Source organism: Novosphingobium sp., assembly GCF_040398825.1.
In the GTDB taxonomy this organism is placed as follows: Bacteria; Pseudomonadota; Alphaproteobacteria; order Sphingomonadales; family Sphingomonadaceae; genus Novosphingobium.
The window spans coordinates 59,132-75,506 of sequence record NZ_JBBATI010000009.1; the positions used below are offsets into that span (position 1 = coordinate 59,132).

The window sequence follows — 16,375 nt, forward strand, 5'->3', positions numbered from 1 at the left end:
CCCACACAGCGGGCAATGATCAGAATTCCGACCAGTCGTCATCCGCTGCCAGCGCGCTGGCCGTGGCCGTTTTGACCACCTTGCGCGGTGCGGGCGCGGTGGGCGTGGTGCGCAGTGGCAGGCGGGTTACGTCGTGACGACCGCTGCCCTGGTGGACCGGGTGACCGCCATCGCCGCTGACGCGGAATGCCGCGACCGCCCCGCCCAGTTTGCGCGCCTCGTCCGCCATCAGGTTGGTCGCGGCGGTGGTCTGTTCGACCATCGCGGCGTTTTGCGTGGTCGATTTGTCCATTTCGACGATCAGGCGATTGACCGCCTCCATCGCCTGCGACTGGCGCGCGGCCGTTTCGGCAATCGTTTCAATCGCGCCACTGACATGGCCGACGCGTTCGATGATACGTTCCAGCGAATGCCCGGTTTTGTCGACCAGTTCCACCCCTTGCGCGACATGGCCGGCGGCCGAGGTAATGCGCACCTTGATATCCTGCGCGGCGGCAGTGGCACGCTGGGCCAGCGCGCGCACTTCGCTGGCGACCACCGCAAAGCCGCGGCCGGCCTCACCCGCGCGCGCCGCTTCAACCCCGGCGTTGAGCGCCAGCAGATTGGTCTGAAACGCGATACCGTCGATCAGCGTGGTGATTTCGGCAATTTCGCGGCTGGCGGTATCGATCCCGTTCATCGCCTCGATCGCGCGGCGCACCACCCCACCGCCGGCCTCGGCCTCTGACCGGGCCTCGATCATGGCGCTGTTGGCGCGCGTCACTTGCGCGCTGCCGTCGCGCATCAATCCGCTGATCTCGTCGATCGACCGGGTTGAATTCGCCAGGTTGACCGCCTGCTGTTCGCTGCGGTTGGACAGATCGGTCACCGCGTCGCGGATCTCGCTCGAACTCGTCGCGATCGACCCGACGCCATCGCGCACCACCACCATGGCATCGCCCAGCTTTTCCATCGCGGCGTTGTAATCGACGCTGATGGCGGCAAATTCACGCGGCAATCCGTCCAGCCGGTGGCTGAGATCGGCTGATGACAGCCGGCGCAACGATTCGCCGATGGCGCGGACCGCAGTCTGCACATCGCGATCGGTTGCCACTTTGGCCTGCGCGGCATCGCGAAACACGCTGACCGCGCGCGCCATGTTGCCCAGTTCGTCTTCGCGATCGGCATCGGGCACGTGCACATCGTGGTTGCCGGCCGCCAGCTGTGACATCACCCCGGTCAGCGCCACGATCGGGTGGGCGATCGCCTGCCCCAGTTTGCGCGACAGGATCAGCGCCAGCCCGATCATCGCGATCCCGCCCAGCACCAGCGTGATCATCGCGGTGGTGATCGCGCTTTGCTGGCTGGCAGAATTGGTGGCGATCAGCTTGTCTTCGGCATCGCGCAAAGCGCGCAGCGACAGCACCGGGCGCGTGATCAGCACCGCCTTGCCGGCGGCGCGCATATCGGCCTCGGCCGCATCGCGCCCGTCCGATTTGACCCGTTCGATCAGGTGATCGCCCCAGTCGTGCCGCCAGGCCAGCGTATCGGCCCGCGCGCTGCGAAGCAGATCGCGCTTTTCCGGTTCGCTCAGCTGCGCTTCCAGCACTTGCGCAGTGCGGTCAAAATCGTCGCGCGCGTCGTAATAGGATTTGAGATAGCTTTCATCGCCGGTGACCAGGTACCCGCGCATTTGGCTGTTCTGGCGCAGCAGCGCGGATTCCAGCGTCAGCGCCTCGGCATGGATCTGCTGGCTGAGATTGTTGCGATCGATCGCCGACCGGATCATCAGGATATTCGCCAGGAACACCGCCATCATCACCGCAGCGGAGGCGATCACGAACACGAATGACAGGCCCAGCTTGCGCTGGATGTTGAGGGACCCAAGCATTCACGAATTCTCCGTATGATCTTCACGTGCGCCCCGCCCGCGCATCAGGTGCATGCGGGCCACCAACCGGCGCTGACCCCGCGATAGCGTGCCAGGGATTAACCATGCACGGCGGCGCGGTTACGCGCGGATACCAGCCGGCGGTTAACCACGCCGATGTTCCACCCGGTGTGCGGCGGCACCCGGGCCATCCCGATTGTGGCTTGTTTTGAAATGTTTGTGCCGGATTGGCAGGGCGTATCCGCCAGCTCGCCAGGCCGCGACAGGCGTGTCGCCAAGGCCGCCAACACATCGACGCGCGCCCGCGACCTGCGCGCCCTCCGCAATAACCCGGATGAGACACCTTTCGACCCGTTAAGCACACCCGACGCAAGGCCCGCAGCACTGGTTTCATCCAATGAAAGGTCACTTGTGAAGACACCGTTCACCATGCTCGCGCTGACGACCGCGCTCGTTCCGTTCAGCGCCTGGGCCGACAGCCCGGCGACCACAGCAGCCGAACAGCCGTCGGCCAAGGCCGCCGCGCCAGCCGAACAGCCGTCGGCCAAGGCCGCCGCGCCAGCCGAACAGCCGCCGGCCAAGGCCGCGTTCACCACCGGCGTCGCCAAAGGGCGCGACCTGCTGGACAGCGCCATTTCGGCCAGCACGCTGGATGAAGCGGACATTGCCAAGATCGGCACGCGTTCGATTGCCGATGTGATCGGCAACATCCCCGGCATCCGTGCCGAAACGTCGGGCACCGACGGGCTGACCGCGATCACCATTCGCGGATTGCCGCTGGCCGCCGACGGATCAAAATTTGTGCAGATCGAAGAAGACGGCCTGCCGGTGCTCGAATTCGGCGATATCCATTTCGGAACGGTCACCGCATTCCTGCGCACCGATCTTAGCCTGGCGCAAGTACAGGCCATCCGTGGCGGTTCGGCATCGACGTTTGCATCGAATTCGCCCGGCGGCGTGATCAACTTCATTTCGCACACCGGCGAGGTCGATGGCGGCCAGATCGAACTGTCATCGGGTATCGGCCATGCGCTGGGCCGCGTCGATTTCGACTATGGCGCAAAGCTTGACGATCATCTGCGCTTTAACCTGGGCGGTTTTTACCACCAGGGCGAAGGGCCGCGTGCGGTCGGTTATGACGCCTATCGCGGTGGCCAGATCAAGTTCAACATCACGCGCAGTTTCGACAACGGCTATATTCGGCTGTATTTCAAGGCGATGGACGACCGTGAGCCCAACTACAGCGCATTCCCGGTTGCCGTTTCGGGCACCAACGATGCGCCGCACTACAGCGCGCTGCCCGGTTTCGATGCGCGGCGCGACACGCTTTATTCGCGCAATGTCAGCAATTTCCTGTCGACCGATGAAAACAATCAGCCGCACAGCTACAACACCCGTGAAGGCAACCGCAGCATTGTCAAATCGGTGGGGCTGGAGGCGCAGTTCGATGTCGCCGGTTGGACGGTGACCGACCGGTTCCGCTATGCCGCGATGTCGGGCGCATACAATGAAATGCTCAGCCTGGGCGTGCTGCCGGCCGCCTATGCCGGGCCGCAGTTCGGTGGCCCCGGCGCCACGCTGTCCTATGGCACCGGGCCGCTGGCGGGCCAGGCGATTACCAATCCAGCCACGCTCGGTGGCAACGGCCTGGTCGCCTATAGCGCGATGAACCACGAAAACATCGACCGGCTGGACAATATGACCAACGATTTCCGCGCCAGCCGGGTCTGGAACGCGGGCGCGGGCAAACTGACCACCACTGCCGGTCTCTATGCCTCGTCACAGGACATCGGCATGACCTATATGTTCAACACCGTGCTGAGCGATGTGGCCGGCGGGGGCAATCTTGACCTGCTGGATGTGACCACCGCCACCGGGCTGAAAGTGTCGCAGGCCGGCACGCTGATCTACAGCGTGCCCGGCGCGCAATCGTATCACCGCATCTATGACGTGAATTTCCGCGTGATCGCCCCCTATGGTTCGTTCAATTACCAGTGGGACAAGCTGTCGGTGGGTGGCAGCCTGCGGTATGATGCCGGGCGGGTCAGCGGTGCGCTGTATGGCAGCGATCTGGGCGGTGGCCGCGTCGGCATGGCGCCGGTCGATCTGAATGGCGACGGGGCGATTTCCTATCCCGAAAGCCATGTTCCGGTGCTGCCGCTGGCGCAGCCGGGCACGGTTGGTTACAATTATCATTACTTGTCCTATTCGGTCGGCGCCAATTATCGCTTTCAGGACTCGTTTTCGGGTTTTGCGCGCTACAGCAAGGGCGGCCGCGCCAGCGCCGAGCGCGGCCTGTTTCCGCCGGGTGTCGATCCCGCCACGGGCGCGCTGAACGACCCGTCATCGGCGTTCGGCACGATCAAACAGGCCGAGGCCGGGGTAAAATACCGCGTCAACGGTCTGACCGTGTTCGTCACCGGGTTCTGGGCATCGACCACTGACAAGAATTCGCAGATCGGCGCCGATGCGACCGGCGCGACCGTGGTCATCCCGATCGACCGCAAATACAGCGCCAAGGGCGTGGAACTGGAAACGCTGGCGCAGCGCGGGGCGTTTAGTTTGCGCCTGGGCGCGACTTATACCGCGGCAAAGATCGACAGTGATGCGCACAGCGTCGCTTTCAACGGCCTGACACCGCGCCACGAACCCAAACTGTTCTTTACCGCCACACCGCAGTTTGAAAACAAGCTGTTGTCGGTCGGCGCCAACGTGATCGGCGTTTCCAGCAGCTATGCGCAGGACAACGATGTGCTGAAACAATCGGGCTATGTCATCGTCAACCCGTTTGTCGAACTGCGCCCGGCCAAACGCGTGTCGCTGCGGCTGAATGTCTACAACCTGTTCGACAAGCTGGCGGTGGTGTCGGTCGGATCGGCCGCCATTCCCGCCATCGGCGTGGTCAACGCGCAGGTGCTGAACGGTCGCACCATCAGCGGGGCGCTACGCCTCAGCTTTTGATCCGGCAAAGCAAACGATTTGACGGGCGCGGCGGCAAACTGCCGCGCCCGTTATCGTGTCAGGCCGATATCAGGCCGCTTGGGCCTTTTGCCCGGCGCGTTCCAGATTGATCGCCTCGGCCAGCAGGAACGCCAGTTCCAGCGATTGCGCGGCGTTCAGCCGGGGATCGCAATGCGTGTGATAACGATCGGCCAGGCCCGCCTCGCTGATCGCCACCGCGCCACCGGTGCATTCGGTCACATCGCGCCCGGTCATTTCGATATGGATGCCGCCGGCATGGGTGCCTTCGGCGCGGTGCACCGCGAAAAATCCTTCGACCTCTTTCAGGATGCGTTCGAACGGCCGCGTCTTGTACCCGTTGTCGGCCTTGATCACGTTGCCGTGCATCGGGTCGCACGACCACAGCACCGGATGGCCTTCGCGCGTGACCGCGCGCACCAGCGCGGGCAGCCCGGCCTCCACCTTGTCATAGCCGTACCGGCTGATCAGCGTGATGCGCCCGGCTTCACGGCCCGGATTCAGCGTATCGAGCAGTTTCAGCAGGACATCGGGCGCCAGGCTGGGGCCGCATTTGACCCCGATCGGATTGTCCACCCCGCGCAGGAATTCGACATGCGCAGACCCTTCAAACCGCGTGCGATCGCCGATCCACAGCATATGCGCGCTGGTATCGTACCACTTGCCGGTCAGCGAATCCTGCCGCGTCATCGCCTCTTCATACTGCAACAGCAGCGCTTCGTGGCTGGTGTAGAAACTGGTGCCCTGCAGCTGCGGTACGGTCGCGGGATTGACCCCGCAGGCCTGCATGAAATCCAGCGCTTCGCCGATGCGGTCGGCCATTTCGCCGAATTTGGCCGCCCACGGGCTTTTGCCGATATGGTCCAGCGTCCACTGGTGGACCTGGCGCAGATTGGCATAGCCGCCGGTCGCAAACGCCCGCAGCAGGTTCAGCGTCGCCGCCGCCTGGCTATAGGCGCGCAACATTCGGTCCGGATCGGGAATGCGCGATTCGGGCGTGAAATCCATGCCGTTGATGTTGTCGCCAAGGTAGCTGGGCAATTCCACATCGCCCTGCCGTTCCATCGGCGATGACCGCGGCTTGGCAAATTGCCCGGCCATGCGCCCGACCTTGATCACCGGCTGTTTGCTGGCAAAGGTCAGGATCACCGCCATCTGCAGCAGCACGCGAAACGTGTCGCGGATGTTGTTGGGATGGAATTCGGCAAAGCTTTCCGCGCAATCCCCGCCCTGGAGCAGAAAAGCGCGTCCCGCTGCTGCTTCGGCCAGATCAGCCTTCAGCGCGCGCGCTTCGCCGGCAAACACCAGCGGGGGAAAGCTGGTCAGCGTGGTTTCGACCGCCTGCAATTTGTCCGCATGCGGATAAACCGGCAGATGCCGTGCTTCGTGCCCGCGCCAGCTGTGCGCATTCCAGTTGCTTGCCACTGTACCCGTCCCTCAGGCGCAATGACCATGGCAATTTGCCCCGCCATCACGCGAAAACACCGATCGCGGCACGTGCTGCCGGACCACGAAGCGAACGCCGCCTGTGGGCGCGAAATAGGCATGGCCACGCGCAAATGCAAAGGACGGTTGCAAACAACCCGGTCTATCGCCCGGGTTGCGCCAAAAAATCAGCGCTTTTCAGGCACGACCTGCAGCTTCCACGTGGTGCCCGGGGTCAGGTAACGCCGCGCCAGATCCTGCATTGCGGCGGGCGTGGTCGATGCCGAATCGATCAGGATGCTGCGCAGATCATCCAGCTTGCGCGGTTCCGACGCGGCGCCCTGCAACTGATCGAGGTAAAACCCGTTGCCGGTGGACAGCCGGGTGATCCACTGTTTCATCGGTTCGGTCACGCGCGTGATCTCGTCCGCGCTGGGCGGCGCGGCGACCAGGTCGGCGGCAATCTTTTCCGCCGCGGCAAAAAACGCCGGCAGGTCGCCCGGGCGCAATTGCGTGGTGGCGGCGAAATAGCCCCCCGATGGCAGATCGAGCGGCCAGGCCGAGCTGACCTGCGGCGCATAACTCGCGCCGATGTGTTCGCGCATCACGTCAAACAGCCGGTTCTGGAACACTTGCGCCAACAGTTCCAGCTGACGCGATTCGCGCAAGCTGGCCCGCCCGCCGCCGGTCGGCCAGGCCACCACCGCCGCCGCCGCATCGGGATCGCCGCGATGGGTCAGTTCCAGCGGCACGGCATTGTGCGCGGGCAAATGTGGCGCCAGCATGCCGCCCGGCAGCGCCGTGCGTGGCGGCAATGCGCCAAAGCTGCGTTCCAGCGCGGCAATCGCGTCTTCACGTTTGAAATCACCGAACAGGTCCACTTCGACCGGGCCCTGTTGCAACAGTGGTTCCCACACCCGGCGGAAACCGGCGGGCGTGGCCTTGGCCAGTTCGGCCGGATTGGGCTGGGCAAAGCGGGGGTCACCATCACGCACCAGCCACGGCAGATCGCGCTGCAACACGCGCATCGGCGACCCGTTGGTGCTTTCATACCCCAGCCGCGCCGCCGCCAGCGCGCGGATCACCGGATGGTCATCCCAACGCGGCATCGCCAGTTTGGCCGCAAACAGATAGAGCTGGTCGGCCATGTCGGCCGGGCGGGTGTCGGCATAAAACCCGAACACCTTGTCACCGATATCGAAATCCAGGCTCAGCTTGCGCCCGGTGGCCAGCCGGTCCAGGTCTTCACGGCCATATCTGGCAAAGCCTGAATCCATCAGCGCCGCTTCTGCCAGCGGGGCATAGACCGCGTCCTTTGGGTCGATCGCGGCATAGCCTCCGCCAAACCGCACGCGTGCAATAATGCGGCCCGGTTCGGCATCGTTGGCCCACAACAGCACCTTTACACCGTTGGACAGCGTGATCCGTTCGATCCCGAGCAGCCCGGTGGGCGTCGCACTGACCACTGTGCCCGGGGTGCCGATCACCGGCAGATCGGCAAATTTGACCGAATTGGCGGCCAGCCGGCTGCCTGACGCGGCATTGACCGGTGCCTGCAGCGCCGCGCGCACATCGGCCGGGGTGCCGTCGCTGGCCCGCGGTGCGATCAGCACCGCGCGTTCGACCGTGCCCCAAAACAGCGCGCGGGTATGCGCCAGCACCGCCTGCGGGGTGAACAGCGGCACGGTCTGTTTGAAAATCTTGTAAACCGTATCGGGATTGGCGACGGTTTCGCGGATATCGACGGCCTGGACAATATCGTCGGCCAGTTTCGATCCGGCCTGGGTTTCCTGCGTTTCCACCGGCACTTTATAGCTGACATCGAATTCGGCCACTTCGCGGGCGATATCGGCCTTGCTGGGCGGGGTGGTCAGCGCATCCACGATCACCTCGCGCACATCGCGCACCGCGGTTTTCCAGTCATCGCCCAGCGGGGTGACGGTGATCAGCGTGGCATCGGCCGAACGGCTGATGCGGTTCTGATCGACCGACGCCGCCAGATAGCTGGCCGCACCGCGCGCGCGCGCCTCCAGCCGGCGGTTGATCAGCGCCAGCGCCAGCCGGTCGGTGATGTTGCCCTGGTTATAGACGATCGTATCGTTGATCTTGTGCCAGGGGCGCAGAATCGCCGCGTTGAACACGCGTGGCAGATCGGGCTCGACGATCACCGCGGTTTCACCAACCGGGAGCGTGTCGCAATGCGGGGATTGGCACTCATGTGGCGCCTGGGGCGTGCCAAAATCGGGCTGCGCCGGCTTTGGCCCGGCGCCCTGCCAATCGCCGAACCACTTGGTGATTTCGGTCACCAGCGTGGCCGCATCGGCATCACCCACCACCACGATCACGGTATTGTCGGGGCGGTACCATTTGTCGTGAAACGCCTTGACGCTGGCGGCAGTCGCGGCCTCCAGCGTGGGCACGGTGCCGATCGGTGAGCGGCTGGCCAGCGGCTGCCCGGCAAAGAACGCGGCACGTGTCGCTTCGATCACGCGCGCCTCTGGCCCGCGCCGTTCGCGCATTTCCGCCAGCACGATCGGGACCTCGGTGGCGACCCCCACCGGGGTGAAGATCGGCGCCGAAATCATCCCCGACAACAGCCGGAACGTTTCATCCAGCGTGGCCGGGGTCGCGCCGGGCAGATCGAGTTTGTACGCGGTCTGGGTCGGGCTGGTTTCGGCATTGGTGTCGCTGCCGAATGTCGCGCCCAGTTTCTGCCAGGTCGGGATTGCCTCGCCCGCCTTCAGGTACTTGGAATCGCGGAACGACAGATGTTCGATCAGGTGGGCATAGCCGCGCTGCGCATCGGTTTCATACAATGATCCGACGTCGGCGACGATGCGGATCGACACTTGCCCCGGCGGCACCCCGTTGTGCCGCACGGCATAGCGCAACCCGTTGGGCAGAATGCCGAAAGTCCACTGCGCGTCGTGCGGGACATCGGACCCGACATACAACCACGGCACTGGTGCCGCGGGTGCCGCGGGCGCCGCCCACGCCCCCGCCCCAAGGGGCAAAGCGGTGCCGATAACCAGGGAGACAACAAGACCGAAGCGCGCAAAGCGCCGACGCGAAGACATCATGCGTCAAGCTATAGCCCGCAGAAAAATGAAGGGCCAGTGAATAGCCGCGCCGGCAACGGGGGCATTGCCCGAACGCCGGGCGCCGCAACCGGTGACGATCAGTGCGCGGGCGGTGGCGGCGGTGTCGGTGCAGGCGCGGCGCCAGATTCGCTTTCGGCGCGTGCCTTGCGAAGCGCATCGACCTCTGCCGCCGATTTGGAATCGATCAGTTCGATCTGAAACACCAGGTCGGCATTGGCCGGTACCTGGTCGCCCGCGCCCGCCGGGCCATAGCCAAGCGCCGCCGGCAGGCACAGCCGCCACACGCTGCCGCGCGGCATCAACTGCAGACCTTCGGCAAAGCCCGGGATTACTGCCGAAAGGTTGAGCGGGGTGCTGCGGTTCTGGTCGAACACCCGGCCATTGGCCGCCAGATAGCCGATATAGCTGATCAGCACGAAATCACCCTTGCCCGGCATGGGCCCGGTACCGGTGCGCAGGGCCTCGGTCCCCAGCCCCGACGCAGTCTTTGCCGAACAGGTGCGCAGATCGGCCGCGACCACCGGCTGCAACGGCAGCGTGATGATCGCCGGATTGGCCGCCGCGGCTGGCGCCGGCATTGCCGGCTTCACCGGTGCCGCAACCGGCTTTGCCGCCCCGCGCCCGGGCGCTGCGGCCAGCGCAGGGGCGGCTGCGCACAGCAGCAGGGTGGCAACAGCAGGGGCGAATCGATGGCGGATGGTGATCATGGCGCTGCCGAATAGAGTTGCGCATGCACAAGCGCCAGCATGGATTCATGCAGGCGGCCCACAAAATCGCCACCGCGTGCGCAACCTTCGCCCCAAAACGCGCAACTTTCGCCAGCTCGGGACTGCTGTGCCCCTTGACCCCCGTGCCGCCTCATCCCAAAAGCAACAGATGTTCATAGAAACCGAAACCACGCCCAACCCGGCCACCCTGAAATTCATGCCTGGCGAAGTGGTCATGACCACCGGCACGCGCGAATTCACCTCGGCGGAGGAGGCCGTCGCTTCGCCCCTGGCAGAGGCGCTGTTTTCGCTGGGCGATGTTACCGGGGTGCTGTTCGGGCGCGAATTCGTGTCGGTCACCATCGCGTCGGGATCGGCGTGGAGCGATACCAAACCGCAAGTGCTGGCGGTGATGCTGGACCATTTCGTCACACAGACGCCGCTGTTCGCGGCCGGCGTTGCCGATTTCGCGGTCCCGGCCGATGATGCCGGCGACCTTGGCGATGATCCGGCCGATGCCGATATCATCGACCAGATCAAGGATCTGATCGAAACCCGCGTGCGGCCGGCGGTTGCCAACGACGGCGGTGACATCACCTATCACGGTTTTCGCGATGGCGTGGTTTATCTGCGCATGCAGGGCGCCTGCGCCGGTTGCCCGTCATCGACCGCCACGCTCAAACAGGGCATCGAATCGCTGTTGAAGCATTACGTGCCCGAAGTGAACGAAGTGCGCGCCGCGTAACCCGCGCCGATCAGCGACGCCAACCCAGCATCCTGCCCCCGCCCGGTCGGGGGCGTTTATCCCGGAATGCCGACACCATGACAGACGTATCCGCCGAAGCTTTGCCCGATGCCGCGCTCGATCAGGTGTTTCGCACCGCGCGCAGCTATAACGGCTATCTCGACCGGCCGGTCAGCGAAGAACAGTTGACCCGGATCTGGGACCTGATGAAAATGGGGCCGACATCGGCCAACCAGATGCCCGCGCGGCTGGTGTGGTGCACCAGCGCACACGCAAAGGAGCAACTGGCCGCGTCGACCAGCGGCACCAACGCGGAAAAAATTCTGGCCGCGCCGGTCAGCGTGATCATCGGCATGGACCTTGATTTCCATGAACAGCTGCCGTGGCTGTTTCCGCATGCCGACGCCAAAAGCTGGTTCGACGGCAACGATGCCCTGCGCGAATCCTCGGCCTTTCGCAATTCGACGTTGCAGGGCGCCTATTTTCTGATCGCCGCGCGCATGATCGGGCTCGATACCGGGCCGATGTCGGGGTTCAACCCCGCCGCGGTCGATGCGGCGTTTTTTGCCGAGACCCCGCGCGTGCGCACCAACTTCATTTCGACACTGGGCTATGGCGACCCGGCGACGATTTTCGGCCGCAGCCCGCGCCCCGACTTCGCCGTGTTCAACCGCATCGTCTGACGGACTGACCGGTGACGCGCATCCTGGTGATCGACAGCGCGACCGAGGCTTGTTCGGTCGCGCTGTTTGACGATGGCGCTGCCGATACCATGCTGGTGGCCGGCGAATGGGCCGAACTGGGCCGGGGCCACGCCGAACGTCTGGTGCCGATGATCGCCGGATTGCCCGCGTCCGGCCGCGCCGACCGGATCATGGTCAATCTGGGCCCGGGCAGCTTTACCGGTATCCGCGTCGGGCTGGCGGCGGCACGCGCGCTTGGGCTGGCCTGGGGCGTGCCGGTCGGCGGGTACGGTTGCCTGGATCTGGTGGCCGCGATGGCGCACGCCGCGCAACCCGGCCAGGCCATCGACGTGGTGATGTCGGGTGGCCACGGCGAATGGTTTTTCCAGCCCTTTGCGGCCACCGGCGCGGCCATCGCGGCGCTGGCATCGCTGTCGCCACCGGCGGTGCTGGCGCGCAGCGCGGCGGCCTGTGTCGCCGGCAGCCAGGCGCATGCGGTTGCCGCGCATACCGGGGCGCAGGCGCTGGACATCCGGCCCGATGCGCGGGCGTTTGCGCGGCTGGACCGCGCAGCGTGGTGCGACGATATCAGCCCGGTCTATGGCCGTGCGCCCGATGCAAAAGTGGCGGTTGCGCGCGCGCCAGTGGCAAAAACGGGGCGCGCGAAAACAGGGCCTGGCGCGCCCCGGGCCGCCTGACGCACAGCGGTGGCGGCCCCCCCGACAGACGACGTCGACCGGATCATGGCGGTCATGGAATGCGCATTTTCGCCCGAATACGGCGAAGCGTGGAACCGCCGCCAGGTCAGCGACACACTGGTGCTGACGGGCACGCATTATGCGCTGATCGCGCCCGATGGCTCCACCCGGCCGACCGGCAGCGACCCCGCCGCCGGGTTTGCATTGTCGCGTGGTGTGTTTGATGAAGAAGAGCTGCTGTTGTTCGCGATTGCCCCGCAATGGCGCAGACGCGGGCTGGGTCAGGCGCTTTTGGTTCATTTTATTGAATCCGCGCGCCAACGTGGCAAGAAACGGCTGTTTCTGGAAATGCGCCACAACAATCCTGCCGGGAAATTGTACTGCGCGCATGGATTTCGGCCAATTGGAATACGGCCTCGGTATTACTGCGCATTGAACGGCGATCGGATCGACGCGATAACGCAGGAATTGGTCTTGGCGTGAATCCTTGACGCCGTAGCCGAATTATGAAATTTTTGTGAAATTGATCGTTGCCAATGGACACAAGCATTGTGTCTGGCAATATCCGCCTTATATGACGCCCACCGCACAGCAGAGTCGATCTGCCTGATCGGCCCAAAAAGCCAGCAATTCAAACAATCTGGCCAAGACCAAAGACTGTAGCACCAACAGCAAGAAAGTCGGTTCGCAATGACTGAAACTGAAAACGATCTGCGTGAAACGCTGATCACCCTCACCTCCGATATCGTCGCTGCCCATGTCAGCAACAACAGCGTCGCCGTGGGCGACCTGGCCACGCTGATCAGCAACGTGTACGGCGCGCTGGCCGGCCTGAAGCCGGCGGAACCGCAGGCCGAACCGCTGCCAGAACCGGCGGTATCGATCCGTTCTTCGGTCAAGAACGACCACATCGTCTGTCTGGAAGATGGCAAAAAGCTGAAGATGCTGAAACGGCATCTGATGACACGCTATAACCTGACGCCGGACCAGTATCGGGCCCGCTGGAATCTGCCGGCTGACTATCCGATGGTTGCCCCGGCCTATGCCGAAAAGCGTCGTGAACTCGCCAAGAAAATCGGCCTGGGCCGCAAGCCTGCGCCCAAGCGTGGCCGCGCCAAAGCCGCGAGCTGAACCCGCGCCAGCCATGCTGGCCTGAACCGGCCGCATGATCCACCACCATTGGTCCGGGCATGGACTGATGGGCACCGGGTCATGCGGCCGTTTGCGTTATGGTGGGCGGCCTGACCACCCGCCAGTGCAGCCAAATATAACACCCTGCATATAACACCCTGCAAAACGATCCGTACCTGTTGCAGTCTGTGGCTGACGCCGTATCATGCGCGACCACAGCGCCATTTGCGGATCCATCGTGCACCAGCCCATCGACATCGAAGCCCTGTGTGCCGAACGCGGTTTGCGCATTACCGAACAGCGGCGGGTGATCGCGCGCGTGCTGTCCGACAGCGATGACCACCCCGACGTCGAAAAACTGCACGAACGCGCCGTGCTGCGCGACCCGCGCATCTCTATTGCCACGGTGTACCGCACGGTCCGCCTGTTCGAAGAAGCGGGCATCCTGGACCGCCATGATTTCGGCGATGGCCGCGCCCGCTATGAAGCCACGCCAGAGGCGCATCACGATCATCTGATCGATGTGGAAAGCGGCAAAGTCATCGAATTCGTTGACCCGGAGCTCGAAGCGTTGCAACGGCAGATCGCCGAGAAACTGGGGTATCGGCTGGTCGACCATCGGATGGAGCTGTATGGTGTCAAGCTTGGCCGAGAGGCTTAAACTGCGCCGCCGCAAGGTCGGGCCGGAACGCGGTGAGCCGATTACATGGATGGGGTGGCTGCGGATCGCGTTGCGCGGGCTGGGGCTGGGGCTGACGCTGCTGATCATTGTGCCGCTGCACTATGCCTATCGCGCGATTCATTACGGGTCACCGTTCCCAAAAATCTTTTTGCGGATTGCCTGCCGGCTGTGTGGCGCGCGATTGCGCATTCATGGCGTGCCGCTCAAACGCGATGTGTTTTATATTGCCAACCATCTGTCGTGGATAGATATTCTGGCGCTCGGCGGGGCCAGCGGTACGGCCTTTGTGGCCAAGGCGGAACTGGCAACCGCGCCGCTGGTCGGCTGGCTGGCGCGGATCAACCGCACCGTGTTCGTTTCGCGCGAAGACCGGCTGGGCGTGGCCGACCAGATCAACCGCCTGCGTGAAGCGCTGGCCGACAACTGGTCGGTGACGGTGTTCCCCGAAGGCACCACCACCGATGGCAAATCGCTGTTGCCGTTCAAAACCGCCATGCTGCGCGTGCTGGAACCGCCGCCGCCGGGCGTGCTGGTGCAACCGGTGGTGCTGCATTACGGCGGTGACATCGGCGAATGGATCGGCTGGATCGGCACCGAGGCCGGCGTCGACAATGCCAAACGCGTGCTGGCCCGGCGCGGGTCTTTCAAGCTGGAGGTGTTTTTCCTGGAACCCTTCGATCCACGCGATTTCGGCGGGCGCAAGGCGATCTCGGCCGAGGCGCGTGCGCGCATCCTGCCCGCGCTGGAGGCGCGGCTGGGTGAACCGGTGCGGCCGTTTGCGCATGCGGTTGGCCAGATCGGCTATGTCCCCCCCAAACAGGCGGCCTGATCCCCTTTCGCAATTGACCATTCTGGCGTAAGGGCAGCGGCTTATGCCCGCCCAGACACCCCCTCGCACCTTTCACGTCAAAAGCTTTGGCTGCCAGATGAACGTCTATGACGGCGAACGCATGGCAGAACTGCTGACGGCAGAGGGCATGACCGCGGTCGATGCCCGCGAAACCGCCGATCTGGTCGTGCTCAACACCTGCCACATCCGGGAAAAGGCCACTGAAAAGGTCTATTCGGATATCGGCCGGTTGCGGCGTGATGATGGCACCGTGCCGCTGATCGCGGTGGCGGGGTGCGTGGCCCAGGCCGAAGGCGCGGAAATCATGGCGCGCGCGCCATCGGTGCGCGTGGTGGTCGGCCCGCAGGCCTATCACCGCTTGCCCGAAATGGTCGCCGCCGCCACCAAAGGCAGCCGCGAAACCGCCACCGACATGCCGGCCGAGGCCAAATTCGCCGCGCTGCCGCAACGGCGCAAATCGGGTCCGACCGCGTTCCTGACCATCCAGGAAGGCTGCGACAAATTCTGCACCTATTGCGTGGTGCCCTATACGCGCGGCGCGGAAATTTCGCGGGCGTTTGTCGATCTGATCGAAGAGGCGCGCGCGCTGGTCGATGGCGGCGCGCGCGAAATCACGCTGCTGGGCCAGAATGTCAACGCGTGGACGGGCGAAGCGACGACCGGTCGCGCCATCGGCCTGGCCGGCCTGGCCGAGGCGCTGGCCACGATCCCCGATCTGGCGCGCATCCGTTACACTACCAGCCACCCCGCCGACATGGATGACGCGCTGATCGCCGCGCATGCCGACAATCCCAAACTGATGCCGTTTCTGCATCTGCCGGTCCAATCGGGCAGCGACCGCGTGCTGAAGGCGATGAACCGCAGCCACAGCGCCGATGGCTATCTGAAACTGATCGACCGGGTGCGCGCTGCGCGCCCCGATATCGCACTGTCGGGCGATTTCATCGTCGGCTTTCCGGGTGAGACCGAGGCCGAATTTGCCGATACGCTGGCGATCATCGACGCGGTTGGCTATGCGCAGGCGTACAGTTTCAAATATTCGGCGCGGCCGGGCACGCCAGCGGCGCTGATGGACGGGCATGTGCCGGCCACCGTGATGGAAGACCGACTGGCGCAAGTGCAAGACCGCATCAACCGCGATCAGCTGGCATTCAACCAGGCGTCAATCGGCCGGCGGTGCCAGGTGCTGGTCGAACGGCGCGGGCGGCAGCCCGGGCAATGGCTGGGCAAATCGCCCTGGCTGCAATCGGTGCATTTCAGCGACGAGGCCGCGATCGGCGATCTGGTCGAGGTTGACCTGATCAGCGCCGGTCCCAATTCGATCGCCGGGCAACGCGTCGGCTGAAATTGGGAAACACTACGCACCTCAGCGGGTGATCAAAGGAACTCGTCATTCCCGACGGGATCGGGAATCCAGCGAACATTGAATGCGTTAGCATTCCTGCCGCTAGGCAGATTGCCTACCGGCAAAGACGCTAACGCGTCTGATGCTCGCTGGATTCCC

Annotated in this window: 13 protein-coding genes; 9 read left to right on the forward strand and 4 right to left on the reverse strand. The window is 64.3% G+C overall.

Features of this window, described 5'->3' with window-relative positions:
• Positions 1-19: 19 nt before the first annotated feature.
• Positions 20-1,870: a methyl-accepting chemotaxis protein gene (locus ABWP89_RS06810; RefSeq protein WP_353228127.1), complete on the reverse strand. Its 1,851-nt coding sequence runs from the start codon at positions 1,868-1,870 to the stop codon at positions 20-22.
• 411 nt (positions 1,871-2,281) lie between these two features.
• Between ABWP89_RS06810 and ABWP89_RS06815 the strand changes: the two genes are divergently transcribed.
• The gene (locus ABWP89_RS06815; protein WP_353228129.1) at positions 2,282-4,831 is read left to right on the forward strand and encodes a TonB-dependent receptor domain-containing protein; all 2,550 of its coding nucleotides are present in this window, start codon (positions 2,282-2,284) and stop codon (positions 4,829-4,831) included.
• 69 nt (positions 4,832-4,900) lie between these two features.
• On the opposite strand, the gene ABWP89_RS06820 is transcribed toward ABWP89_RS06815, so the two are convergent.
• The 3 genes from ABWP89_RS06820 to ABWP89_RS06830 all read right to left on the reverse strand — a co-directional run bounded on the left by ABWP89_RS06820 (position 4,901) and on the right by ABWP89_RS06830 (position 10,082).
• Positions 4,901-6,274 carry a class II 3-deoxy-7-phosphoheptulonate synthase gene (locus ABWP89_RS06820; protein ID WP_353228131.1) on the reverse strand — a complete coding sequence of 458 codons (1,374 nt, stop codon included), beginning with the start codon at positions 6,272-6,274 and terminating at the stop codon, positions 4,901-4,903.
• A 188-nt stretch (positions 6,275-6,462) separates the two neighbouring features.
• Positions 6,463-9,354, reverse strand: coding sequence for a M16 family metallopeptidase (locus ABWP89_RS06825; RefSeq protein WP_502915253.1), 2,892 nt, complete (start codon positions 9,352-9,354; stop codon positions 6,463-6,465).
• Between the two features lie 98 nt (positions 9,355-9,452).
• The gene (locus ABWP89_RS06830) at positions 9,453-10,082 is read right to left on the reverse strand and encodes an FKBP-type peptidyl-prolyl cis-trans isomerase (RefSeq protein WP_353228133.1); all 630 of its coding nucleotides are present in this window, start codon (positions 10,080-10,082) and stop codon (positions 9,453-9,455) included.
• Between the two features lie 169 nt (positions 10,083-10,251).
• On the opposite strand from ABWP89_RS06830, the gene ABWP89_RS06835 reads away from it, so the two are divergent.
• The 8 genes from ABWP89_RS06835 (at position 10,252) to miaB (ending at position 16,216) form a co-directional block, all read left to right on the forward strand.
• The gene (locus tag ABWP89_RS06835) at positions 10,252-10,827 is read left to right on the forward strand and encodes a NifU family protein (protein ID WP_353228135.1); all 576 of its coding nucleotides are present in this window, start codon (positions 10,252-10,254) and stop codon (positions 10,825-10,827) included.
• Positions 10,828-10,904: 77 nt separating this feature from the next.
• Positions 10,905-11,510 carry a malonic semialdehyde reductase gene (locus ABWP89_RS06840; RefSeq protein ID WP_353228136.1) on the forward strand — a complete coding sequence of 202 codons (606 nt, stop codon included), beginning with the start codon at positions 10,905-10,907 and terminating at the stop codon, positions 11,508-11,510.
• An 11-nt stretch (positions 11,511-11,521) separates the two neighbouring features.
• Entirely contained in the window at positions 11,522-12,208 is a 687-nt protein-coding gene (gene tsaB, locus ABWP89_RS06845) for a tRNA (adenosine(37)-N6)-threonylcarbamoyltransferase complex dimerization subunit type 1 TsaB (protein ID WP_353228138.1), read from the forward strand.
• A gap of 45 nt (positions 12,209-12,253) precedes the next feature.
• Positions 12,254-12,691: a GNAT family N-acetyltransferase gene (locus ABWP89_RS06850; protein WP_353228140.1), complete on the forward strand. Its 438-nt coding sequence runs from the start codon at positions 12,254-12,256 to the stop codon at positions 12,689-12,691.
• A 207-nt stretch (positions 12,692-12,898) separates the two neighbouring features.
• Positions 12,899-13,339, forward strand: coding sequence for a Ros/MucR family transcriptional regulator (locus tag ABWP89_RS06855; protein ID WP_353228141.1), 441 nt, complete (start codon positions 12,899-12,901; stop codon positions 13,337-13,339).
• 238 nt (positions 13,340-13,577) lie between these two features.
• Positions 13,578-14,000, forward strand: coding sequence for a Fur family transcriptional regulator (locus ABWP89_RS06860; protein ID WP_353228143.1), 423 nt, complete (start codon positions 13,578-13,580; stop codon positions 13,998-14,000).
• Positions 13,972-14,850 (forward strand): lysophospholipid acyltransferase family protein, encoded by an 879-nt coding sequence (locus tag ABWP89_RS06865; RefSeq protein ID WP_502915254.1) that lies wholly within the window; start codon positions 13,972-13,974, stop codon positions 14,848-14,850. Before ABWP89_RS06860 ends, ABWP89_RS06865 begins: the two co-directional genes overlap by 29 nt.
• A gap of 43 nt (positions 14,851-14,893) precedes the next feature.
• Positions 14,894-16,216, forward strand: coding sequence for a tRNA (N6-isopentenyl adenosine(37)-C2)-methylthiotransferase MiaB (miaB, locus tag ABWP89_RS06870; protein ID WP_353228145.1), 1,323 nt, complete (start codon positions 14,894-14,896; stop codon positions 16,214-16,216).
• The last annotated feature ends 159 nt before the right edge of the window (positions 16,217-16,375 follow it).

Coding starts and splice junctions, on each gene's coding strand:
- ABWP89_RS06810 (WP_353228127.1), bottom strand. CDS start 1,870: ATGCTTGGGTCCCTCAACATCCAGCGCAAGCTGGGCCTGTCATTCGTG.
- ABWP89_RS06825 (WP_502915253.1), bottom strand. CDS start 9,354: ATGATGTCTTCGCGTCGGCGCTTTGCGCGCTTCGGTCTTGTTGTCTCC.
- ABWP89_RS06830 (WP_353228133.1), bottom strand. CDS start 10,082: ATGATCACCATCCGCCATCGATTCGCCCCTGCTGTTGCCACCCTGCTG.
- ABWP89_RS06835 (WP_353228135.1), top strand. CDS start 10,252: ATGTTCATAGAAACCGAAACCACGCCCAACCCGGCCACCCTGAAATTC.
- ABWP89_RS06840 (WP_353228136.1), top strand. CDS start 10,905: ATGACAGACGTATCCGCCGAAGCTTTGCCCGATGCCGCGCTCGATCAG.
- ABWP89_RS06850 (WP_353228140.1), top strand. CDS start 12,254: ATGGCGGTCATGGAATGCGCATTTTCGCCCGAATACGGCGAAGCGTGG.
- ABWP89_RS06855 (WP_353228141.1), top strand. CDS start 12,899: ATGACTGAAACTGAAAACGATCTGCGTGAAACGCTGATCACCCTCACC.
- ABWP89_RS06865 (WP_502915254.1), top strand. CDS start 13,972: ATGGTGTCAAGCTTGGCCGAGAGGCTTAAACTGCGCCGCCGCAAGGTC.
- miaB (WP_353228145.1), top strand. CDS start 14,894: ATGCCCGCCCAGACACCCCCTCGCACCTTTCACGTCAAAAGCTTTGGC.